The sequence below is a fragment of the Oceanobacillus timonensis genome (genome assembly GCF_900166635.1).
In the GTDB taxonomy this organism is placed as follows: domain Bacteria; phylum Bacillota; class Bacilli; order Bacillales; family Amphibacillaceae; genus Oceanobacillus; species Oceanobacillus timonensis.
On record NZ_LT800497.1, the window covers coordinates 117927 to 141732 of the forward strand.

The following is a 23806-nucleotide window of genomic DNA, read 5'->3' on the forward strand; positions in this document are numbered from 1 at the left end:
ATAAATACACACAAAAAACCGGACATTTCTCAGTCCGTTTTTTTGTGTGTTATGGAATAGAAATATATACATATTATTTCGTGAAATGGGTTTTCAGCTGTCAATTTGAGTGACAGGCAATCGTTTACAAGGGTTCATATCATTTTCCTTGTTATATTTTCCTGCAGGGAGCAGCTTAGCTGCTGATCGATTTGTTTGAGTACATTTGCTATTTCCTGAGCCATATCCATCACAAGGGATAGACGGGTATTCTGTAAAACGGTATGCTCCATAAAACCGCTGACATTGACAACCCCTGTCATATTGATATTACCAACTTGCGGGAGTTGTTTATTCAATGCCAAGCCGGGTTTTAAAGGCCTGTTTTCAGCAATAATACTTCCGACAGAACTGCTCTTGCCAAGACAGGCATCAATAGCAATTAAATAAGGTTTATCATAACTTTTATAAATCGTGTAGAGCGACTCCTGTAAATTGACGGCATGGACTGGATTGTGTACGGTTCCGCAGATATGGATGTTCTTCGGGCGCATCGCTTCAAAATAAGTTCCTGCAAGCGGACCCAGTGCATCTCCAGTGGATCGGTCGGTTCCGATAAAAACAGCAATATAATTATTTTCCTTTAAAGGAAGCCAGGGGAATACTTGATTAGATAATGTTTTAGCGATGTCTGGTTCCTGATAATTTGCTCTGAATTGGCTGGGTTGGATACGCAGGTAATTTTTTAGATTCATAGCAGTTCCTCCAAAATCATATTGTTATAGTATACGGTAATTTGCGGAGAACTATACGTATGAATTGGAGGAAATGCGATGTGGAAAAGAAGCCTGCAATGGATAACATTAATCCTGGGTGCAACGATTGGAGCCGGGTATGTTTCAGGAAGAGAACTGTGGCAGTTTTTTGGCCATGAAAGTGGACTGGCTATTGTCCTATTTGCCATTCTTTTTTCGGTTTGCTGTTATGTGATTATGTCGATTAGCTATAAAATGAAAAGTGAAAATTATGTACCTGTTTTGGAAGTGATTGCAGGGAAAAAACTGACAAAAGTATTTGACGGGTTTATTCTATTGTATCTTTTTACAACAACGATGATTATGATTGCTGGAAGTGGAGCCGCTGGCCAAGTATTTCATTTGCCATACAGTGTCGGCATAGGAATTACTGGAATCTTCCTGGTACTGTTATTTTTAAAAGGAATAAATGGTTTATTAACAATCAATCAGTTTATTCTGCCAGTTTTGATTGGCGGTTTATTATATGTATTAGCGACATACGTTTCCAATGAAAATTTACAATTATTTGCATATTGGCATGAGCAGCGGAACTGGTTTTCTGCCTTTCCTTTTACAGCATTGAATATTCTCCCTTTGATCGCTATTTTAGGGGCCATCGGAAATAAAATAAAAGGGAGAGGAGAAATGGTTATATCTTGTATAGGGACAGGGCTTTCTTTAGGTGTTGTATCGTATATTTATAACAGCAGCCTCATTCAAATTGCAGATGAAATCGTGTTATATGAAATTCCTCTATTTGCTATTTTGAAAGAATTTCCGCTAGGTATGATTCTGTTTATGTCTATTTTGCTCTGGCTGGCTATCTTTACAACTGCTGCTGCTGGCATGTTAGGCATTGCTACAAGAGTACAACCCTTTTTAAAAGAAGAAAAGCCGATATATCTGATTGTACTTGTTATGGTTCTTCTGATGTTGCCACTAACAGGATTCGGTTTTTCTAATTTGATTAGTTTCCTTTACCCGTTATATGGCATACTTAATTTATATATTTTAGCACGATTAGTAACCTATCCTTTATGGAAAAGAGCCCAAGAATAATTGCCGTTGAACATATCCTGAAAAGGATATTTTTTTTGAAAAGACTGTTACAAAAACAATATGTTAGAGAATACTATAAGCGGGGAATTTTTTAAAATCATTCCGTTCACTCTAAAATTTGCACTAAAAATAGATTCTATGTTTATAATTTTTGCAGGTTGGGAAAATGTTATGGTGATATTATTAAATACCCCGGTTTTTAAGGAAGAGAAAGGAGTAAGAAACGCATGAAATTGAGTTTTATAGGTAATCAATTAGGAAAGCTGTGGGATTATTTAAGTAATCCAGAGCTTTGGTTGGCAATCCTTGGCGGAGCAGTCCGGATTCTTTTGATTATCCTTATTGCTTGGATAGTTGTCCGTATTGTTCGGAAATTAGTAGATAGATTATTTGTCCAGAGACAGCGTGGGCCTATACAGATTCCAAAACGCAGGGAAAATACACTGAAACAATTGATTAAAAGTGTTGTTGGATATGTTGTCTATTTTATGGCTATTGTTATGATATTAGAGGTCTTTAACTTTCAAATCGGTCCAATAATAGCCGGTGCCGGTGTGGCTGGTTTAGCGATTGGTTTTGGGGCACAGAACCTTGTGAAGGATATCATTACCGGTTTCTTTATTATCTTTGAGGATCAGTTTTCGGTAGGAGATTATGTGTTAGCTGCAGGAGTAGAAGGAACAGTAGAGGAAATCGGTTTGCGTACATCTAAAATTGTTTCCTGGACTGGAGAGTTGAACATTGTCCCGAATGGGAATATCGACCAGGTTATTAACTACTCATCCCGAAATGGGCTCTCTGTGGTCGATGTCAATGTGCCATATGAAAGTGATGTAGCAGAAGTCGAACGAATTATTAATGAAGTCGGAGAAACGCTTCCTGATAAATATGAATTTATCTTAGGTGTACCAGAGATTATTGGTGTACAAAATCTGGATGTGTCCAGCTTTGTTGTTCGTGTGATTGCGGAAACACAGCCAGAGCTTCAATGGGCAGGCGAACGGAATATTCGTAAAGAAATCCAGGACAAACTGTATAAATCCGGCATTAAAATTCCTGCACCACGTATTGTTACCTACACAGAGGACCAGGTAGATAAATTATCTGAAGAACGTCAGCGTCAGCGCGGTTAAATTCCTTTGAAATTTGTTATAATGAATGTAAGAAAAGTTCTGTGTCTCTGATTAAATGTAGAATTGGAGCCAGACAGCATTATTTCAAAAAGGAGCAGGAGTTATGGATAAAGAGTTTGGTTTGAATGACATTGTTCAAATGAAAAAGCCGCATCCATGTGGGGAAAATCGTTGGCAAATTATCCGTATGGGAATGGACATCCGGATTAAATGTCTCGGCTGCGGGCATAGTGTGCTTATCCCGAGAAGAGATTTTACGAAGAAAATGAAAAAAGTTTTAGAAAAACAGGAAGAATAGTAAAATAACATTTTGTTTAAGAAAAATAAGATAAAATGAAATATTCCCCTAGAAGAAAACTCAAAATCGGGTCTGAGAATGGTCCGGTTTTGAGTTTTCTCATGACTTGTCTTTTTGTCAAGGACTATCTATAATTGGAATTACGAAATGTTCATGAACGAATCCTTAAGGAGTTGAAGAAAGTAATATGGCATTAACAGCAGGAATTGTCGGTCTTCCGAATGTAGGGAAATCTACCTTATTTAATGCAATCACGCAGGCTGGAGCGGAAGCAGCAAACTATCCATTTGCTACGATTGATCCAAATGTAGGTATTGTGGAGGTACCGGACGAACGTTTAAATAAATTAACAGAGCTTGTAAAACCAAAGAAAACGATTCCGACTGCATTTGAATTTACGGATATTGCAGGAATTGTGAAAGGCGCGAGTAAAGGGGAAGGATTAGGAAACCAATTCTTATCCCATATCAGACAGGTTGACGCCATTTGTCAGGTTGTGCGCTGCTTTGAAGATGGAAATATTACACATGTTTCCGGAAAGGTAGACCCGATTGATGATATTGAAATCATTAATCTGGAGCTGATTTTGGCAGATTTGGAATCCGTTAATAAACGATTCCAGCGAGTAGAAAAAATGGCACGTCAAAAGGACAAGGAAGCACTGGCAGAGTATGAGGTATTAAATACGCTCAAAGAAGGCTTGGAAAATGATCAGCCGGTCCGTGCTTTGGAGTTTTCAGAAGACCAGGAGAAAATTGTAAAGGGATTGCATCTGTTAACCAGTAAACCGACGTTATATGTAGCTAATGTAAGTGAAGATGATGTAGCAGATACTTCTTCCAACGAATATGTTCAAAAGGTAAAAGAATACGCAGCAAATGAAAATGCGGAAGTAATCGTTGTTTGCGCACGTATTGAGGAAGAAATAGCAGAATTGGATCCGGAAGAAAAGGAAGAGTTTTTAGATGATTTGGGTATCGCTGAATCAGGCCTGGATCAGTTAATTAAAGCATCTTATAATCTGCTCGGCCTGGCAACCTATTTTACTGCCGGTGAACAGGAAGTGCGTGCATGGACTTTCCGTCAAGGGATTAAAGCACCTCAGGCAGCAGGGATTATCCATACTGATTTTGAACGAGGATTCATACGGGCCGAGACGGTATCTTATGATGACTTAGTGGATGCCGGCAATATGGTAACAGCAAAAGAAAGAGGCAAGGTTAGACTGGAAGGAAAAGAATATATTGTAAAAGACGGCGATGTGATTCATTTCCGGTTTAATGTATAAATGTGTTCTTCCCGATAAAGCGGGTAATAAAAATAAAAGTAAATCAGGTTCTCTCGAAAAGCTTGTCATAACATAAATTATTTGGTATAATACTGCATTGTGAGTAATTAGACAATTATTCCTTGCTCTTATATCCTGTATTCATTCGGAATGCAAGGAGAACGGAGCCGCTAAGACCAAAAGGAGGTGTAACGGATGAGAAAATACGAAATTATGTACATCATCCGCCCAGATATCGAGGAGGAAGCGCAAACTGCTTTAGTTGAGCGTTTCAACAAAATCCTTACTGATAATGGAGCGGAAATCGAAAAAGTTGATGAAAAAGGCAAGAAACGTCTTGCATATGAAATCAATGATTATCGTGATGGATATTATGTTGTAATCAATTTCCAAAGTGATGAAACTGCAATCAATGAGTTTGATCGTCAAGCGAAATTCAATGATGATATTATTCGCCATATGGCTATTCGAGATGAAAAATAATAAGGAGTGGTTCTGATGTTAAATCGTGTCGTGTTGGTTGGCAGATTAACGAGGGATCCTGATTTACGCTATACTCCAAATGGTGTGGCAGTAGCCAACTTTAATATTGCTGTTAATCGACCTTTTTCAAATCAACAGGGAGAACGTGAAGCAGATTTTATTAACTGTGTCGTTTGGCGCAGACCTGCTGAAAACCTGGCAAACTATATGAAAAAGGGAAGCATGATTGGCGTCGATGGACGTGTACAAACACGTAATTTTGAAGGCCAGGATGGCAAACGGGTTTATGTAACAGAAATTGTTGCAGATAGTGTCCAATTCCTGGAAACCAAAGGCTCTCAGGGCGGCGGACAATATCAATCTGATGGATACCAGAATAATCAGAACCAATATCAACAAAATCCATTTTCATCAAATCAAAATCAAGGGTTTAATCAAAACCAAAATCAAAATCAGGAAGATCCATTTAAAAATAATGGAGAACCGATTGATATATCAGATGATGATTTACCGTTTTAAATCATTATCCAACTAACTTTAATGAAAAGGAGTGTATTCACATGGCAGCTCGTCGCGGACGCGCAAAGCGTAAAAAAGTGTGTTATTTCACAGCAAATGGAATTACACACATCGATTATAAAGATGTAGATTTGCTGAGACGTTTCGTTTCTGAACGTGGAAAAATTCTTCCTCGTCGTGTAACAGGAACTTCTGCAAAATATCAACGTAAATTAACCATTGCAATCAAACGTGCTCGTCAAATGGCTTTATTGCCTTACGTAGCAGACTGATTTATAAAACCCTCCAGTTCAAAAGAACTGGAGGGTTTTATTATGGCTTTAAAAGCGATAAATAGCTTATTGATCTTATTGAAAGGTATTGTGCTCCACAGAACTTCTATAGAATGACGTTTGGCTTATCCCAACAAAAGGCCTGCTCTAAGTACAGGATATAATACCTTGCACTTAAAGCAGGCCGATGAACCTGTTCCATTCCATTTTAGAAATTTACCACACCAATTAGAACGGCACATAATAATAGTACAACACTGAAGCCCCATAACCAGAAGAAAGAGTATTTAATATGTTTCCCCATGTTGGCAGAAGCGAGTCCGACGCCTAACCATAATGCCGGGGAGAAAGGACTGACAAATGTACCAATAATATTTCCAATCATCATCGAGTGAGCAGTGGATATCGAAGCGATGCCTTGTGTACTGGCAATTTGATCAACGATTGGCAGTAATGCGAAATAATAAGCATCGGTGCTGGTTAATAAATCTAATGGCACCCCGATTATTCCAACAATAATATGAATAAATGGAATAACAAAAGACGGCATAATTGCTACTGCTGCTAATGCAATTTGTTCCAGCATGCCGGAACCATTGAGAACACCAAGAAAGACACCCGCTGACAGAATAACTGCTGCCATCATTAGAGCATTTGGAGCATGCACTTTTACACGGTTCATTTGATTATCAACGCCTTGATAATTCAATGGCAAGGCAATTGCTACACCAATCATAAATGCGTATTGAGGTTCCAGCAGACCAGCCATCATGGTACCTAACACAAGAACGGTCAAAAGAAGGTTTGCCCAGTTTCTACCTTTTATATCCCGTGGCTGTTCTTTCGCTGCAGCCATTTCCTCGTGCTGTCTTTGGGTAAAATTATCAGCAATAGCACGAATGTTCACTTCGTCCTTTTTGGTAATTTCCCCAGTTGCCATTTTTTTATCGATTCTCTTTTTTTCACGAAATCCAAGAAGAGCCGCTAATGTCAGAATAAGTACAATTCCAATTCCTTGTATAGGAATAAGCGGTAAGTAAAATTCAATTAGATCTATATTAATAGCAGTTGAAGCCCGTGCAGAAGGGCCGCCCCACGGTACCATATTGATTACGCTGGCACTTAATGCAACTAATAGAAGCAACAAATAACGACTCATATGTAATTCCTTATACAGAGGAAGTAACGCAGGGATACAAAGAAGGAAAGTAGATGCACCGGCTCCATCCAGTTGTGCAATCATTCCGATAGCTGCTGTAGCCATGGCTACAATGATGACATTTCCTTTTGTTATTAAAATCATAAAACGTATAAATGGATTAAATAATCCGCTGTCTTGCATAATTCCAAAAAAGATAATGGCGAAAATGAACATGATAACGACGCCCATTACCCGGTCGGAACCATCTGCCAGGAATTTTGAAAGATCCCCAAAATTAAATCCCGCTAAAAATGCCCCGATGATAGGAATAATCGTCATCCCGACAATAGGACTAATTTTACTTGCTATAAGCAGACCAACAATTGAAAAGATAATGAATAGACCAACAATTGTCAGCCAAACTGAAACATCTTCCATAATAAACTCCTTTTCTTTGCAAACATTTTACAAAAATGTTGAAAAAACCCAATTAATACTATAAAACGTTTACAAGGTAAATTCAATCACTCTTTTTCTAAGCTCTGGCTTGGTTGTTTCTTCTTTGTGGGTAGATGAATATCATTCGTACCAGCAGCAGGAAAGGATAAATAACGAAAATAAATAAATACCAATCTGGAATAGACCAAATAAAGGAAATAAAAGTAAATACTAGAAGCGGGACGGTGAAAGAACAAGCGGTCAACTTCCATAGTGTACCGTAATGGAGCTTTCTGTTTGCGAGATAAACCACGCCTCTTCCGATATAAGCGATGAAGGAAATAACACCTAATAGTAAAACAGATGAAATTAAATAATAGAACATAAAGAAATAGATAAGCTGGAAAATAATATTCATTTCTTCACCTAAACCTGTCCAGCTTGCTAAACGGGACACCAGTTCAGGTAATGAAAAAATCATAAATAATATAAAGAGATAAATCATAATTTTATCCATTTCCATTCGATTAATCTGAAACATGGCTTTTTTTTGTGGAAGTAAAAGACTTTCTTTGAATATTTTTATGAATTTCATTTTTTTCATCCTTTGATTTAACCCATTTTTAGTTGGGAATACTTCTATTATAAAGGAATAAACGTTTTTATGGATAGAAAAAAAGCGAAATTCGACAAATTTCCCGGGAAATAATATAAATATATGTTCAAAAAACTGTCAAATTCAATAAGTCGGTTAAAACTTGGAGGCTTTGAGATGGGGAATGGGCTTGTGGTTCCTCTCTTCGTTTAAAAGAAAAACAAACTTTGAAATTACATACTCAACCTTCTCCCTTTAAAAAGTAACTTCCTTTCCATCGAAACAAGAGTTGATTGTTACTTCCATACATCTGTTGACAAAGATGAGAAGGTAAGGTGGAAGGTGACCGCTACGGCGGAAAGCGGAGTGGCTGGCCGGAGCGGAGGTATACATCCTATCCTGTTCATCCTGGAACAGCAAGGTTTATATGCTTATTCTTAGGTGCGAAAGTTGAGTAACTTATTTTAATCTTATTTTTATAATATGGTATAATTTTTCACTGAAGTACCTTGGTACAATGATGTTATAATAAGTAAATATGTTTCTAAATATGAAGATGCTATACAAGCCATCCTATAAAATTCATGTTATTATAGTAGAATATGTGTTGAATTATTTTGTTTCCATCTTTCTTTGATTTTGGCGTATCCCAAAATATTCGCCAGAGGAAAAGAATGACGTAGTTCAAAAAATATAATTCATAGTAAAAGATGGATTTTAAAAATACGGATTCATTTTTATAATAGGGGTTAGATCATTTCTATTCCTATTTATTTTTGTAAGAACGAGGTGCAGTAAATGAACCAATCGAAAAAAGTGACAGAAGGAGCAATGATGATTGCCATATTAATGGTAATGCTGGTGGCTTCCTTACTTCCGGTACTTAGTTTAATTACCATTGTTACGTTACCTGTTCCTTTTATTTTCTATGTAAAGCGGCATGGAATCAAAGCTGGCCTGATAATGACACTGGCTGTAGTTATCCTATCTACATTGCTGATGTCGTTGATTATGCTGCCAATTGTGTTAGTTGCAGCAGCGGGCGGTATATTTATAGGTTATGCCATGTCGAAAGGGAATACAGCTTATGAAACGCTGGCACAAGGAACTTTTGGTTTTCTTGTCGGTATGTTATTGGCTTTTGTTTTTAGTCAAACCCTGCTGGATGTTAACATTGTAACAGAGTATAAAGATATGGTAGAAGAATCTGTTAACATGAGTGCATCTATGGTGGAGAATGTGAACCCTTCTCTGAGTGAAGAAGATATGGAGCAATTGCAGGAAACGCAGATTAACTTATTCCAACAGTTAATTCCAACTTTTATGGTCCTATTTGCTCTTGTTATAGCTTTTCTTGCGCAGTGGATTAGCTATAAATTATTGAACCGGATAGAGAAAGAAAAGTTTTCCTTTCCGCCGTTTCGTCAATTGCAATTTCCAAGTTCCGTTATTTGGATTTACTTATTGGCATTAATCTTGTCGCTCATCGGTTTTGAAGAAGGAAGCACCATGGAATTTGGAGCGCAAAATTTATTGATGATTGTTGGAATGGCTTTATCACTGCAAGGGTTATCTTTTGTCTTTTACTTTGCGTATATCAAAAAAATATCCAAAGCAGTTCCTATTTTAATTGTTGTAGCTACCATTCTTTTTCCCGGATTTCTTCTTTATTTCGTTCGAATCTTAGGTATAATTGATATAGGTTTACGGTTAAGAGAACGGTTAAGAGAACGGTTAAAATAAGAAAAGCGACGGCCCACATGGCTGTTTGCAATTCGCTGGCCGGTTCCGTGCCGGACAGGTTAACCAAATAACCCGGGAATAAATAGACGAAGAAAAGACAGAAAGATTGTTGGATTATGAAGGAGCTGAATGCCGTGCCAGATTTACAGAATAGACCAACACTAAGCAAGCATGTATGGATTATTTATATTCTTACTTTTCTATTGCTTTTATGTGTGTGGTACTATCAATGGATAGTTGGCTTAATAATGACAATTGTCTTCGCTGCTTCATTTTATTATAGTGTTCGAACGGAAAGAGTGCTTCTGGATGAGGCGGAAGAATATATATCGACGATTTCCCATCGTGTGAAGAAAGTTGGTTCGGAGGCTTTATTAGAGATGCCTTTTGGGATTATCTTATTCAATGAAAATTATCAAATTGAATGGTCTAATCCGTTTATGAATCAGTTTAAACAAAGCAAGGATACCATCATAGGGGAATCCCTGAATCATTTATCCGAAGATTTAATTCCGATGATTATAGAGAACCGAAATGAGATATGGGTAGAGATTGGGGATTATACGTTTCTTTGTGTGATTAAAAAGGAAGAAAAACTGCTTTATTTTCTGGATCGCACGGAACATCAGAAATTGAAGGAACGTTATTACAACGAACAAACGGTACTTGCTATTATCTTTTTAGATAACTATGAAGAAATTACGCAAAATATGGATGATACCGTGAAGAGTCAATTGAATTCACAGGTAACGGCCATTTTAAATGAATGGTCCAGCCGTTATGGACTCTACTTGAAGCGGACATCTCAGGAGCGTTTCTTAGCTGTTGGCAATACGGAAATTCTGGAGGAACTGGAAGATGTCAAATTCTCTATCCTGGATGAAGTCCGGGAGATGGGAGGTTCCGAGAGTAATCCGGTTACGTTAAGTATCGGTGTTGGTGTTGGAAACATGGCGCTTCCGGAAATGGGAGAAGTTGCACAATCCAGCCTGGATTTAGCTTTAGGCCGTGGTGGTGACCAGGTTGCTATTAAGGATGAGGACGGCAAGGTGCGTTTCTATGGCGGAAAAACCAATCCAATGGAAAAACGCACCCGCGTACGGGCCCGAGTTATTTCTCATGCATTAAAAGAGCTGGTCCGCGCCAGTGATAATGTTATCATTATGGGGCACAAATCGCCGGATATGGATGCGATTGGAGCGGCGATTGGTGTTTTAAATATTGCTAAGACCAATCATGTTCCCGGTTATGTTGTTATTGATGACAATGATTTGGAGACAGGGGTTTCCAAGCTGATGGACCATATTCGTCGGGATGATGAACTTTGGGATCAATTTGTTAGTCCGGAAGAAGCGGAAGAGCTGATGACAGATCAGCAAAGTTTACTCATCGTTGTTGATACGCATAAACCAAATATGGTTGCGGCAGAAAGATTATTAAAATATACCGATTATAAAATTGTCATTGACCACCATCGTCGAGCGGAAGATTTTATTGATAATCCGACGCTTGTTTATATGGAACCTTATGCATCTTCCACAGCAGAGCTTGTGACAGAATTGCTGGAGTATCAGCCTAAAGGAACCAAATTGAAGGTATTGGAAGCAACGGCGCTGTTAGCCGGGATTATCGTAGACACGAAAAGCTTTACACTGCGTACAGGTTCCCGAACGTTTGATGCTGCATCCTACCTCCGATCGCAAGGTGCAGATACCGTATTGGTTCAGCGCTTGCTGAAGGAAGATTTGGATGTGTTTGTCCAGCGCAGTCATATTATTGAGCGGACGCAAATATATAATGGTTATATTGCTATTGCAACAGCACCGAGCGGAACATCGTATAGTCCAGTATTGATAGCTAAAGCTGCTGATACGTTGCTGTCGATGGAGGGTGTTTCTGCATCCTTTGTTATTTCGGAACGATCAGATGGCAGAGTAGGTGTCAGTGCAAGATCACTGGGCGATGTGAATGTACAGGTTATTATGGAAGAAATGAATGGCGGCGGACATTTAACCAATGCAGCGACGCAAATGGAGGATAAGACCATCGATGAAGTCAAAGAGATCCTTGTTGAGATTATCGATGAGCTGGAATATAAAAAAGGGAGAGATTCAGAATGAAAGTGATTTTCTTAAAAGATGTTAAAGGGAAAGCAAAAAAAGGCGAAGTAAAGAATGTTTCTGACGGCTATGCCCGCAATTACCTGTTAAAAAATAATCTGGCGGAAGAAGCTACTTCTGGAAATCTGAAAGCACTCGATGCCAAAAAGAAAAAACAAGACAGGTTAGAAATAGAAGAAAAAGAAAATGCTATTCAGTTAAAAGATACATTAGCTGATTTAACCGTTGAGCTGGAAGCAAAATCTGGAGACAATGGACGTTTATTTGGTTCCATAACAAGTAAACAGATTTCAGAAGCATTAAACAAACAGCATGGTTATAAAATTGATAAACGAAAAATAGAGCTGGACGAGCCGATTCGTGCATTAGGTTATACCAATGTGCCGGTTAAATTACATCCGGAAGTATCCGGTTCGGTAAAGGTTCATGTGGCAGAAAAATAAGCAGAATAACAAAGTGGTATAAAGGGAAATGAAAGAAAAAAAGAAATTGGCATCAGAAAAGTGCGCCGGTTTCTTTTTTTCGCAGCGAAGGCATCAGCCTGAAGGATTGTGAGAAAGCCAAACAAGCTTTCGAGATTTCCTTGACCAATGTAAGTTTGTCTAGAAACGCATATCATAAGAATACGGAGGAGAAGGAATGAGTGCAGCTTTGAATGATCGTACGCCGCCGCATAATTTAGAAGCAGAGCAATCAGTGTTAGGTGCTGTCTTTTTAGAGCCGACAGCATTTGTGCAGGCTTCGGAAATATTGATTCCGGAAGATTTCTACCGCGCGGCGCATCAGCTTATTTTTACAGCGATGATGACCTTGTCGGAGCGTACCGAACCAATTGATGTTGTGACGGTGACTACGTTTTTAAATAACAGGAAACAGCTGGAAGAGGTTGGCGGTGTATCCTACTTAACAGAGCTGGCGGAAAGTGTGCCTACTGCCGCAAATGTCGAGTATTACAGCAGAATTGTAGAAGAAAAATCGACACTTCGCAGTTTGATCCGGAAAGCGACAGATATTGTAACAGCATCTTTTGAAAAAGAAGATGAAGTGGAAGATGTATTAAATGATGCAGAAAAAAGTATCCTGGAGGTTTCCGGGCGCAAAAATTCCGGAGCTTTCAAGAATATAAAAGACGTCTTGATTGATGTATATGATAATATTGAGCAGCTTCATCAACAAACTGGCGATGTAACCGGTGTGCCGACTGGTTTTATGGATTTAGACCGCATCACATCAGGTTTTCAGCGGAATGATTTAATCATTATTGCAGCACGCCCTTCCGTAGGGAAAACGGCTTTCGCATTAAATGTAGCCCAGAACGTGGCCGTGAAAACAGATGAAAATGTAGCTATTTTCAGTTTGGAAATGGGTGCGGATCAGCTGGTGCAGCGTATGCTTTGCGCAGAAGGAAATATTGATGCACAACGGCTTCGAAATGGGCAGCTCCAGGCGGATGATTGGAGTAAATTAACCATGTCGATGGGCTCTTTGTCGAATGCAGGTATTTACATTGATGACACACCAGGCGTGCGTGTTAATGAAATTCGCTCCAAGTGCCGGCGTCTGAAGCAGGAGCATGGACTGGGCATGATTCTAATTGATTATCTGCAGCTGATTCAGGGAAGCGGAAGTTCGAAAGAAAACCGCCAGCAAGAGGTTTCCGAGATTTCTCGTGCGTTAAAAGCATTAGCCCGTGAGCTGGAAGTGCCGTTGATTGCTTTATCTCAGCTGTCCCGCGGTGTGGAATCAAGACAAGATAAACGGCCAATGATGTCGGATATCCGTGAATCAGGAAGTATTGAGCAGGATGCAGATATTGTCGGATTCTTATATCGTGATGACTATTACGATAAAGAGACAGAAAAAGACAATATTATTGAGATTATTATCGCAAAACAGCGTAATGGCCCAACCGGTACGGTAGAGTTAGCTTTTGTCAAAGAATATAATAAATTTGTGGACTTAGATCATCGTTATGGAGAAGGCGATATTCCGCCAGCTCCGGCGATGTAATCTAAAAAAAGCGGGTTCCCGTAAATAGACGGAGAATCCGCTTTTCTTTTAGGAGAGAAAAAGGCAGCATAAACCAAACAGTTATAACTAACTGGATAAATAATAGATACATAAACTTCCGAGCATAAAGACTATTGCTGTACAGCCAGTTATAAAAGGTATCCTGTACTGTTGAGGTGCAAGCTCAGAGAGCGGCCGGCGATCTCTGTTAGACATCCGGCTGAAAAAGTATTGAAAACTGTAGAAAACAATATCAAAAAAACGCCCTTTAACTACATAACCTGCCATTGCGTACAAAATCAGGGCGGCACCTGCAACAAAAGAAACATTTATGTAAGATAAAAGATGAATATTGCGGTAAATAAGAAAACAGAGTAACACAATGAGGATTTGCGAGGTTGCAATCCATATAAGTAATTTTTTGATCATAACTATCAACGTCCTTGCGAATGTATATGTAGCATATTATATCATTAATATATAAAAAGGTATAATGGATTAAAAAATAATAGAGTTGGGCAGCAATTCTATCAAATGTTTTAGAGTTGAGATATATTTAGAATAAATAGTATTCAAAAAAAGATTATTCAATAAGTTTTTGTTGAAAAATAATGAATAAAAAGAACAGTTTTTATGGTATAATATGTTAATTATATCAATTACAAATTGTAAATAGAAAGTAATAATAGAAGATAAAAAAGTTGATTTACCAACATCTATGAAAGCGTTTTATCACCTATTAACAAAGGGATGGGAAGTTAATTGTCATTCTTTTCTGTATTGGTGGAATTATAAAACATATTTACAATTATATTTCAGCGAGTATAATATGGTATAGAATAAAAATAAAAAGGGGTGTACGAAAAGGTGAAAAAGTCTAAATATTATCTCATTATTGTTTTGGCGTTGACGATGATGGTTATTTCGGCATGTGGGTCAGACAATAGCGATGAAGGAAGTTCAGAAAATTCAGATGGTGGAGAAGCAGCTCCTTCAGGCGAGCAGGTTTTTAATATGGTCGAAACGGGAGAAATTCCGACAGGAGACCCAACACTGGCAACAGATCAGAATAGTTTTATTGTTTTTGGACAAACGATGGAAGGCCTTTATATTTTAGATGAAAATGATACCCCGGTTCCAGCAATTGCAGATGGGGATCCGGAAATAAGTGAAGATGGCCTTGAATATACTTTTACATTACGTGAAGATGCAAAATGGTCGAACGGAGACCCAGTAACAGCGAATGATTTTGTTTATTCCTGGCAAAGAGCAGTAGATCCGGATACAGCTTCCGAGTATGCCTATATGTTCTCTGATGTTGTAGAAAACGCAACAGATATTATGAATGGCGATGCCGATGTAGAAGATTTAGGAGTGGAAGCTGCTGATGATTATACATTAGAAGTAACGCTTGAACAGCCGGTGGAATATTTAGATTCCTTATTGGCATTTGGTACGTACCTGCCTTTAAACGAAGATTTTGTGGAAGAAAAAGGCGACAGCTTTGGAACGAATAGTGACAATATGCTTGCTAATGGACCATTTGAGCTGACAGAGTGGGATGGTTCCGGCTTAACTTGGAAGTATGTTAAAAATGATGAGTACTATGATGTAGATAATGTAGCTCTTGATGAGGTAAATGTACAAGCTGTAAAGGATCCAGGTACAGCAGTGAACTTATTTACTACGGATGAAGCAGATCGTACAGCTGCATTAAGCGCTGAGTATGCGAAACAATATGCAAATGATGAAAATGCATCTACTTTTGAAGAAGGAAGTTCCTGGTATCTTAAATTCAACCAAGAACGGGACGGAGAAGAAACGCCTCTAACGAATGAAAATATCCGTAAAGCAATTGCAATGGCTTTTGATAAAGAAGCATTTACGGAGCAAGTATTATCCAATGGTTCTGTTCCTACTGATGGTTTTGTACCACGTGGTTTAGCGGAAAACCCAGAAACGGGAGAAGATTTCCGTGATGAGAGTGGTGACTTAATCGGATATGACTTAGAACAAGCGCAAGAATACTGGAATAAAGGACTTGAAGAGTTAGGCGAAGATGAACTCTCACTCGAGTTATTAAGTGATGATACGGAAAATGCGAAGACAACTGCGGAATATTTTAAATCTCAATTAGAATCAAATTTGGAAGGATTAACAGTCAGCTTATCCAATGTTCCATTTAAAAATCGTCTGGATCGGACATCAGGTCAAGATTATGATATGGTAATGCATGGCTGGGGCCCAGATTACTTGGATCCTTTAACATTCTTGGATTTATTTGTTACAGATGGAGGTAATAACGAAACTGGCTATTCCAATGAAGAATATGACCAATTGATTGAAGATGCCAAAGTAACGTATGCAAACGATCCAGAAAAACGTTGGGAAGCAATGCTGGAAGCTGAAAAACTCCTTGTACAAGAGGATACACTTATCGCACCAATTTATCAGCGCGGTAGATTAACACTTATCAAGCCAAAAGTGAATGGCCTGGAAGAACATTTATTTGGCCCGGATTATTCACTGAAAAATGTAACTATCGAAAATTAATCTTTTGTTGAAGAATCAATAAATGAAAAGTTAGCAGAAGAAAAGAGAGACTTTCAAAGTAAAGTACTCTCTTTTCCTCATTATTAGCTGTTTTTTAGAATATTTTTATTTATTTGCATTTAGGAGGATACAATATGGCGAAGTATATTACCAAGCGTATTATTTACTTGATTATTACGCTGTTTATTATTGCTTCCGTAACATTTTTTCTGATGAAGTTTTTGCCGGGTACACCATTTTCTAATGAAGAAAGACTATCCATGGAACAGCGGGAAATACTAAACGCGAAATATGGATTAGATCAGCCGATTCCGGTTCAATATATGAACTATATGCTGAATATTGCTAAAGGTGACTTGGGCGTGTCGTTTCAGTTTGATAATCAGCCGGTACTTGATTTATTGACAAACCGGATTGGCCCATCATTACAGCTGGGCATACAGGCCATGGTTATAGGTACTCTTGCAGGGATTATTCTCGGTGTACTTGCTTCCATGTTTCAAAATACGTGGATTGATTACGGAAGTACATTCATTGCAATACTGGGTAAATCGATTCCATCTTTTGTACTGGCCGCGGTCATGCAATATTATATCGGGGTGAAGCTTGGCTGGCTGCCGGTTGCCTCATGGAATGGATTTGCATCTTCCATTATGCCGACCATTGCGCTGGCTATATTCCCTGTTGCCACGGCAGCTCGTTTTATGAGAACGGAATTAATTGAGGTATTTGGTTCCGATTATATTACTCTGGCCAAAGCAAAAGGAAACTCACGAATGGAAGTAGCGTTTAAGCATGCTATTCGGAATGGATTAATTCCTATGATTACGGTTATGGGGCCGATGGCAGTGGGATTAATGACAGGTTCCATGGTTGTAGAGAATATATTTGCTGTTCCGGGAATCGGAGAGCAGTTTGTTAAGTCTATTCAGACAAATGATTTTCCTATTATTATGGGTACAACCTTATTCTTTGCCTTCTTACTGACCGTTATTATTTTAATTATCGATATCCTGTATGGAATTATTGATCCAAGGATACGTCTGACAGGAGGCGATAAATAATGAATAGAAACATAGAAGAAATACCTAAAGAACGGTTTGAACCTGCTCCGCCGAATGAAGGAGAGATGGAAAAAATTGAGAAGCCCCAGCTTTCGTTTATGAAGGATGCCTGGCTTCGGGTTCGTAAAAATAAGGCCGCTATCGTCAGTATCTTCATTTTAGGATTTATTGTACTTATGGCTATTATTGGACCTCATCTTTCTCCGCATGACGGTTATGCACAGGATGTAACCAAAAATAATCTGCCCCCGCGTGTTCCTGGATTAGAGCAAATCGGAATATTTGATGGCGCGCAAACCGTCGGCGGTGTAGAAACAAATAAATATGAAGATATGAATATAGAAGAATACTATTGGTTTGGTACGGATAGTCTTGGACGAGATTTGTTTACCAGAGTATGGTTAGGAACCAGAGTCTCGTTATATATTGCTGTTTTGGCTGCAGCAATTGACATGCTTATTGGCGTGATTTATGGCTTAGTTTCTGGATTTAAGGGCGGCAGAGTCGACAATGTCATGCAGCGTATTTTAGAAATTATGTCTGGTATTCCTAACTTGATTGTAGTTATTTTAATGCTTCTCATCTTTGAACCTGGTATTATGTCCATCACACTGGCGATGGTTATAACTGGATGGATTGGGATGGCAAGGGTTGTCCGTGGACAAGTCCTCAAACTAAAGGATCAGGAATATATTCTTGCCTCGCGGACACTTGGAGCAAATAATAACCGTTTGTTATTCAAGCATTTGCTTCCGAACTTATCGGGTGTCATTATCATCAATACAATGTTCACAATTCCTACTGCTATTTTCTTCGAAGCTTTCTTAAGCTTTATCGGAATTGGTTTGCAAGCACCAGCGGCATCCTTGGGTACACTGATTGAAGATGGTTATAAAACATTCCAATTTTTACCTCATTTAATGATCATCCCGTGTATTGTAATTTGTTTGATTTTAATTGTATGTAATTTAATTGGAGATGGGTTACGTGATGCATTTGACCCTAAAATGCGTGATTAAAGGTGAGGTGAAACGACATGAAAAAAATACTGGAAGTGAAAGACCTTCATATATCATTCCATACATTTGCAGGTGAAGTACAAGCCATCCGGGGCGTCGATTTTGATTTATACGAAGGAGAGACGCTTGCGATTGTCGGGGAATCCGGATCAGGAAAATCGGTAACAACCAAATCCATTATGCGGCTATTGCCGGAAGGGAACTCTGAAATTAAATCTGGAAGTATTCTTTTTGGCGGTGAAGACCTTGCTAAAACCTCAGATAAGAGGATGCAGAAAATTCGCGGAAAAGATATTTCGATGATTTTCCAGGACCCAATGACGTCATTGAATCCGACTATGACTATCGGTAACCAGATTATGGAACCCTTGCTAAAACACCGGAAATTTAGTAAAAGTGAAGCGAAAAAACGGACGATTGAACTGCTGGACTTAGTAGGTATTACTAAACCAGAGCAACGTCTGAAACAATATCCGCATCAATTCTCAGGCGGAATGAGACAGCGTGTGGTCATTGCTATTGCCCTTGCCTGTGCTCCCAAAGTATTGATTGCTGATGAGCCGACAACGGCATTAGATGTTACCATTCAAGGACAAATATTAGACTTGATGAAAAAACTGCAGAAAAAAATTGAAACATCGATTGTGTTTATTACGCATGATCTGGGGGTAGTTGCCAATGTTGCTGATCGTGTGGCGGTCATGTATGGTGGAAAAATTGTTGAAATTGGCACCGTGGATGAAATATTTTATAATCCCCAGCATCCATATACATGGGGACTTATCAGTTCCATGCCGAACTTAGATACGGATGAAGAGGAGCTGTACGTTATTCCGGGTACACCGCCTGATTTATTGAATCCTCCGCAGGGAGATGCGTTTGCTCCAAGAAACCCGTATGCTATGAAAATAGATACAGAAGAGCAGCCGCCGATGTTTAAGGTTTCTGATACCCATTATGCCGCTACTTGGTTATTGCATCCAAGTGCGCCTAAAGTAGAACCGCCTTTGGCAGTAAAAGAAAGAATGGCTATTTTCGAAAAGAAACAAGCCGCTTCTGTAAAGGGAGGAAAGTAACATGGCGGAAAAACTGTTAGAAGTAAAAAATCTGAAGCAGTACTTTCATATTGGAAAGCCAAAAGAAGTACGTGCTGTTGATGATATCAGTTTTGATATCTATAAAGGGGAGACACTCGGGCTGGTTGGTGAATCTGGCTGTGGGAAATCAACGACAGGGAGATCCATGATCCGTCTGTATAATGCAACAGGCGGAGAAGTACTCTATCAGGGTGACAATGTTCATGGAAAAAAATCCAAAGCACAGTTAAAAGAATTTAACAGAAAAATGCAGATGATTTTCCAGGATCCTTATGCATCCCTGAACCCCCGTATGAAAGTAGCTGACTTGATTGCCGAGGGAATCGATATCCATGGACTTGCTAAAAATTCAAAAGAAAGAATGGAGAAAGTCCATAAATTGCTGGAAATTGTCGGGCTCAGCCGCGAGCATGCGACCCGTTTTCCACATGAGTTTTCAGGCGGTCAGAGACAAAGAATCGGAATCGCCCGGGCGCTGGCAGTAGATCCGGAATTCATTATTGCGGATGAACCTATATCTGCTTTGGATGTATCTATCCAGGCACAGGTGGTTAACTTGCTGAAAAAATTACAAAAAGAACGCGGTCTAACATACTTATTTATTGCCCATGATTTATCCATGGTGAAATATATCAGTGACCGTATTGGAGTGATGTATTTTGGAAAGTTAGTTGAACTCGCTCCTGCAGATGATTTGTATCGTAATCCAATGCACCCGTATACGCAATCTCTGCTATCAGCAATTCCACTTCCAGATCCGGATTATGAACGGTCACGTACACGGCAATCCTATCATTCGGAAAATCATCAGTATGAAGACGGAGAAGATGTCCGTATGCGTGAAATTTCGCAGGGCCATTTTGTACTTTGCTCTGAAAAAGAGTTTGAGCAATATCAAGTGGACTATAATCATAAAAAATAAGCAGAAAATACATTCTGATCTTATTAAAATAAGCCGTATAGAACCAGGTTTTTGCTGGTTTTATACGGCTTTTTTACATGTAACACACTATGTGTAAAACGTTAAGTCCGTGATAGACTTTGATGGAAGAAGGAGGTATATGTATATCGAAAAGAATATTTTTTGTTTTAAAACAGGTAGGAAGTATCTCTGAAAATCTAGTATAATGAGAATAATTTAAAAAATAGGCAATGCAATTTTCTTGAACTCGTATTTTACAACGGGACATAAGAAAGAGGTGGAACGCGTGAATAAAAAATTTGTATGGAATCCTGCTAGATTCTTCTTTCATGATACAGGGACAGAAAAAATCGAAGCGCTGTCAAAGGAAGGGTGGAGAGTGGAAAAATTGCAGTTAGGCGGGCTTTTGTTCCAATTAACAGAAGATACACCAAAAGAAGTGCAGTATCAACTAGGATTCCAGCCTATACAAAATATTGATGAGGACACAGCCGAATGGAAAGAGGGTTGGAGACTAATTGATGCGCAAGATTATATGCAGGTTTTTGAAGGAACACCAGAAGCCGTCCCAATGAATATGGATCAGGAACAGCTGCTGGAGCAAATGGCGCATGAAGAGCGGTATTTGAGGAAATATACAATCATCTCATGCTTTTTCTTCCTTCTTTTGTTGTTATTACATATGAATATTGGTTGGCCGCTGGTGCAGATGATTCTATTAGGGGGCATTATTATGTTATCTCTAACGTTTATCTTTATGCTTGCTTTGTACATGTTAAATAAGTATAGACAGTATAATTTAAAAAATATGTCATAACTTAGAAAGTGTTGCAATAGAACAGTAATCTGTCAGAAACAAAATCGACCAATTTGTAATATAACAGAAGTATTATAAAGATTTCTGAAGAAAAAGGGAGAAAGACTCATTTTATTTTCCATAGACGCAAAAGTTTGCCTTATATTGTAGAAAAATGAAGCTCAGAGCGGTTTGAGCTTCTTTCTTATTTTATATATAATGAACGTTGTGCTTGTTAATGGGCGGATACTTCAATAATAAGAATGATAATTAAATGAATCGATAGTTGGTTCATTTCTTTTATAGTTTCTTATAATTGAATCAAGAGTACCAAAGATTGTATTTTTTTAGATATTCTGTAAATCGCAAATAATAAAAAGAGGTGAGTACATGGCAGTGGTAGAAGCAAAAAACCTGTCTAAAATCTTTGGTAAACATATCAATCAATCTATCGAGATGTTAGATCAAGGTAAAACCAAAGAAGAAATATTAAAACAAACAGGAAATACTGTCGGCGTCAACCGTGCCAGCTTCTCCGTGGAAGAAGGAGAAATATTTGTTATCATGGGGCTTTCAGGAAGCGGGAAGTCTACACTGGTACGGTTAATCAATCGTTTAATAGAACCCAGCGAAGGTTCTATTACCATTGAAGGAGAAGAATTATCGACACTGGATAAACAGGCATTAAGAAAAGTACGCCGTGAAAAGTTGGGAATGGTATTCCAGCAATTTGCACTTTTCCCGCATCGTACGATTTTACAAAATGCTGCGTTTGGATTAGAAATACAAGGTAAAGATAAATCAGAACGTGAAAAAAAGGCAGAGGAATCTTTGAACATGGTTGGTTTAGGAAACTATGTCCACCAGAAACCAGGTCAATTATCCGGCGGAATGCAGCAGCGTGTTGGTTTGGCTCGGGCTTTGGCAAATGACCCGAAAGTGCTGTTAATGGATGAAGCTTTCTCTGCACTTGATCCGCTTATCCGTAAAGAAATGCAGGACGAGCTGGTTGATATACAGGATTCTATGAAAAAAACAATCATTTTTATCACGCATGACCTGGATGAAGCACTTCGTATAGGAGACCGAATTGCGTTAATGAAGGATGGTTCTATCGTTCAGATCGGAACTCCGGAAGAAATTTTAATGAACCCTGCGAATGACTACGTTGAGAAATTCGTAGAAGATGTCGATCGTACGAAGGTGCTTACAGCAGAACATATTATGAAAAAACCGGAAACGGTGGGCGTGGACAGAGGTCCAAAAGTCGCTTTAAGGCAAATGAAAGAATATGGTGTATCGACCATTTACGTCGTAGACAAAAGAAGAAAATTACTTGGTTATGTCACAGCAGATCAGGCAGATGAAGCAAATAAAGATGGTAAAACAATAGAAGATGTAATGGTGACAGATTTACCAAGAATCAAGCCGGATACATTGCTGACAGATTTATTTGAACCGATGGCTGAACAAAAAGCACCTCTCACCGTCGTGGACGATAATGATAGATTAATAGGTATTATCGTCAGAGGCTCTGTTATTGGCGCACTTGCGGGCGATGATCAAGTGTTGAACGGAAATGGGGAGGTGAAGACAAATGGATAAAGAAGAAGGTGCACTATTCCCAAAACTACCTCTAGATGAATGGGTAGAGTCATTTGAAGATTTCTTGACGGCGTATCTATCCGCATTTTTTGATGTTATTTCTAATGTGATTGAATTTATTACTGAAAATTTTGTTTCAGTATTGGAAATGATTCCAGCATTAGTACTAATTGTTATTGTTGCTTTATTGGCATGGTGGGTTAGTAGCTGGAAACTTGGGCTGTTTGCTTTAATCGGATTAGGAATCATTAATAATCTCGGTTATTGGCCGGAAACATTACAAACAGTAGCTCTTGTTATTGTTTCCGTACTTATCTCGATGATTATTGGTATTCCAATTGGTATTTGGATGTCACAAAAGAAAACAGTCCAATCGATTATTACACCGATACTGGATTTTATGCAGACGATGCCGGCCTTTGTTTATTTGATTCCCGCGGTGGTTTTCTTCAGCCTCGGTATGGTACCGGGCGTAGTAGCAACGATTATTTTCGCGATGCCGCCGACTGTCAGAATGACCAATCTTGGTATTAGACAAGTAGATGAGGAATTGGTGGAAGCATCCGATGCATTTGGTGCTACAACAGGCCAGCGGTTAGGAAAAGTACAAATACCGCTCGCTATGCCAACGATTATGGCTGGTATTAACCAGACAATCATGCTTTCTCTATCGATGGTTGTTATTGCTTCCATGGTAGGGGCACCAGGACTTGGTACTGTTGTATACCAGGCTGTTACACAGGTTAATATTGGATCCGGGTTTGAAGGAGGTATATCGCTGGTTATCTTAGCGATGTTACTGGATCGCTTCACACATGGGTTTAATAAGAAATAGTTAGTTAGAGATTTTTAGTTATTAAAAATCTTTACTATAT

Annotated in this window: 23 protein-coding genes; 19 read left to right on the top strand and 4 right to left on the bottom strand. The window is 38.7% G+C overall.

Features of this window, described 5'->3' with window-relative positions; translation table 11 throughout:
- Window positions 1-134: 134 nt before the first annotated feature.
- Window positions 135-734: a spore protease YyaC gene (gene yyaC / locus B7E05_RS01045; protein WP_080871896.1), complete on the bottom strand. Its 600-nt coding sequence runs from the start codon at window positions 732-734 to the stop codon at window positions 135-137.
- 78 nt (window positions 735-812) lie between these two features.
- Here yyaC and B7E05_RS01050 point away from each other — a divergent pair, with 78 nt between their 5' ends.
- From B7E05_RS01050 to rpsR, 7 genes are all read left to right on the top strand, one after another.
- Window positions 813-1835 carry a YkvI family membrane protein gene (locus tag B7E05_RS01050; protein ID WP_080871897.1) on the top strand — a complete coding sequence of 341 codons (1023 nt, stop codon included), beginning with the start codon at window positions 813-815 and terminating at the stop codon, window positions 1833-1835.
- 227 nt (window positions 1836-2062) lie between these two features.
- Window positions 2063-2968 (top strand): mechanosensitive ion channel family protein, encoded by a 906-nt coding sequence (locus tag B7E05_RS01055; protein WP_143833150.1) that lies wholly within the window; start codon window positions 2063-2065, stop codon window positions 2966-2968.
- Window positions 2969-3071: 103 nt separating this feature from the next.
- Window positions 3072-3266 (top strand): DUF951 domain-containing protein, encoded by a 195-nt coding sequence (locus B7E05_RS01060; protein ID WP_080871898.1) that lies wholly within the window; start codon window positions 3072-3074, stop codon window positions 3264-3266.
- Window positions 3267-3453: 187 nt separating this feature from the next.
- Window positions 3454-4554: a redox-regulated ATPase YchF gene (gene ychF / locus B7E05_RS01065; protein ID WP_080871899.1), complete on the top strand. Its 1101-nt coding sequence runs from the start codon at window positions 3454-3456 to the stop codon at window positions 4552-4554.
- Window positions 4555-4749: 195 nt separating this feature from the next.
- Window positions 4750-5037 carry a 30S ribosomal protein S6 gene (gene rpsF / locus B7E05_RS01070; RefSeq protein ID WP_080871900.1) on the top strand — a complete coding sequence of 96 codons (288 nt, stop codon included), beginning with the start codon at window positions 4750-4752 and terminating at the stop codon, window positions 5035-5037.
- 15 nt (window positions 5038-5052) lie between these two features.
- On the top strand, window positions 5053-5556 hold the full coding sequence (gene ssb, locus B7E05_RS01075) for a single-stranded DNA-binding protein (RefSeq protein ID WP_080871901.1): 504 nt from the start codon (window positions 5053-5055) through the stop codon (window positions 5554-5556).
- A gap of 41 nt (window positions 5557-5597) precedes the next feature.
- Window positions 5598-5828, top strand: coding sequence for a 30S ribosomal protein S18 (gene rpsR, locus B7E05_RS01080; RefSeq protein ID WP_080871902.1), 231 nt, complete (start codon window positions 5598-5600; stop codon window positions 5826-5828).
- Between the two features lie 208 nt (window positions 5829-6036).
- Here the strand turns inward: rpsR and B7E05_RS01085 are convergent, their stop codons facing one another.
- Both B7E05_RS01085 and B7E05_RS01090 read right to left on the bottom strand, forming a co-directional pair.
- A complete protein-coding gene (locus B7E05_RS01085) occupies window positions 6037-7407 on the bottom strand; it encodes a CitMHS family transporter (protein WP_080871903.1) in 1371 nt (456 codons plus the stop codon).
- 97 nt (window positions 7408-7504) lie between these two features.
- Entirely contained in the window at window positions 7505-8002 is a 498-nt protein-coding gene (locus tag B7E05_RS01090) for a DUF1189 family protein (RefSeq protein WP_080871904.1), read from the bottom strand.
- 798 nt (window positions 8003-8800) lie between these two features.
- Here B7E05_RS01090 and B7E05_RS01095 point away from each other — a divergent pair.
- From B7E05_RS01095 to dnaB, 4 genes are all read left to right on the top strand, one after another.
- Window positions 8801-9745, top strand: a complete 945-nt coding sequence (locus tag B7E05_RS01095; protein ID WP_080871905.1) for a YybS family protein — start codon at window positions 8801-8803, stop codon at window positions 9743-9745.
- 134 nt (window positions 9746-9879) lie between these two features.
- The gene (locus B7E05_RS01100) at window positions 9880-11865 is read left to right on the top strand and encodes a DHH family phosphoesterase (protein WP_080871906.1); all 1986 of its coding nucleotides are present in this window, start codon (window positions 9880-9882) and stop codon (window positions 11863-11865) included.
- Complete coding sequence (rplI, locus tag B7E05_RS01105) at window positions 11862-12308, top strand: 50S ribosomal protein L9 (RefSeq protein WP_080871907.1); 447 nt, start codon at window positions 11862-11864, stop codon at window positions 12306-12308. The genes B7E05_RS01100 and rplI overlap by 4 nt, the downstream gene beginning before the upstream one ends.
- 196 nt (window positions 12309-12504) lie before the next feature.
- Window positions 12505-13875, top strand: a complete 1371-nt coding sequence (gene dnaB, locus B7E05_RS01110) for a replicative DNA helicase (protein WP_080871908.1) — start codon at window positions 12505-12507, stop codon at window positions 13873-13875.
- Window positions 13876-13962: 87 nt separating this feature from the next.
- Here the strand turns inward: dnaB and B7E05_RS22630 are convergent, their stop codons facing one another.
- Complete coding sequence (locus tag B7E05_RS22630; protein WP_080871909.1) at window positions 13963-14304, bottom strand: DUF3899 domain-containing protein; 342 nt, start codon at window positions 14302-14304, stop codon at window positions 13963-13965.
- A gap of 438 nt (window positions 14305-14742) precedes the next feature.
- Between B7E05_RS22630 and B7E05_RS01120 the strand changes: the two genes are divergently transcribed.
- The 8 genes from B7E05_RS01120 (at window position 14743) to B7E05_RS01155 (ending at window position 23766) form a co-directional block, all read left to right on the top strand.
- Window positions 14743-16428 (top strand): peptide ABC transporter substrate-binding protein, encoded by a 1686-nt coding sequence (locus tag B7E05_RS01120; protein WP_080871910.1) that lies wholly within the window; start codon window positions 14743-14745, stop codon window positions 16426-16428.
- Between the two features lie 134 nt (window positions 16429-16562).
- Entirely contained in the window at window positions 16563-17492 is a 930-nt protein-coding gene (opp3b, locus tag B7E05_RS01125) for an oligopeptide ABC transporter permease (protein ID WP_080871911.1), read from the top strand.
- The gene (opp3C, locus tag B7E05_RS01130; protein WP_080871912.1) at window positions 17492-18511 is read left to right on the top strand and encodes an oligopeptide ABC transporter permease; all 1020 of its coding nucleotides are present in this window, start codon (window positions 17492-17494) and stop codon (window positions 18509-18511) included. The genes opp3b and opp3C overlap by 1 nt, the downstream gene beginning before the upstream one ends.
- A 17-nt stretch (window positions 18512-18528) precedes the next feature.
- Window positions 18529-19587, top strand: a complete 1059-nt coding sequence (locus B7E05_RS01135; protein WP_080871913.1) for an ABC transporter ATP-binding protein — start codon at window positions 18529-18531, stop codon at window positions 19585-19587.
- Between the two features lies 1 nt (window position 19588).
- Window positions 19589-20530 carry an ABC transporter ATP-binding protein gene (locus B7E05_RS01140; RefSeq protein ID WP_080871914.1) on the top strand — a complete coding sequence of 314 codons (942 nt, stop codon included), beginning with the start codon at window positions 19589-19591 and terminating at the stop codon, window positions 20528-20530.
- A 286-nt stretch (window positions 20531-20816) separates the two neighbouring features.
- A complete protein-coding gene (locus B7E05_RS01145) occupies window positions 20817-21347 on the top strand; it encodes a DUF2812 domain-containing protein (protein ID WP_179134426.1) in 531 nt (176 codons plus the stop codon).
- Window positions 21348-21716: 369 nt separating this feature from the next.
- Window positions 21717-22931 (top strand): quaternary amine ABC transporter ATP-binding protein, encoded by a 1215-nt coding sequence (locus B7E05_RS01150; protein WP_080871916.1) that lies wholly within the window; start codon window positions 21717-21719, stop codon window positions 22929-22931.
- Entirely contained in the window at window positions 22924-23766 is an 843-nt protein-coding gene (locus B7E05_RS01155) for an ABC transporter permease (protein WP_080871917.1), read from the top strand. Before B7E05_RS01150 ends, B7E05_RS01155 begins: the two co-directional genes overlap by 8 nt.
- The last annotated feature ends 40 nt before the right edge of the window (window positions 23767-23806 follow it).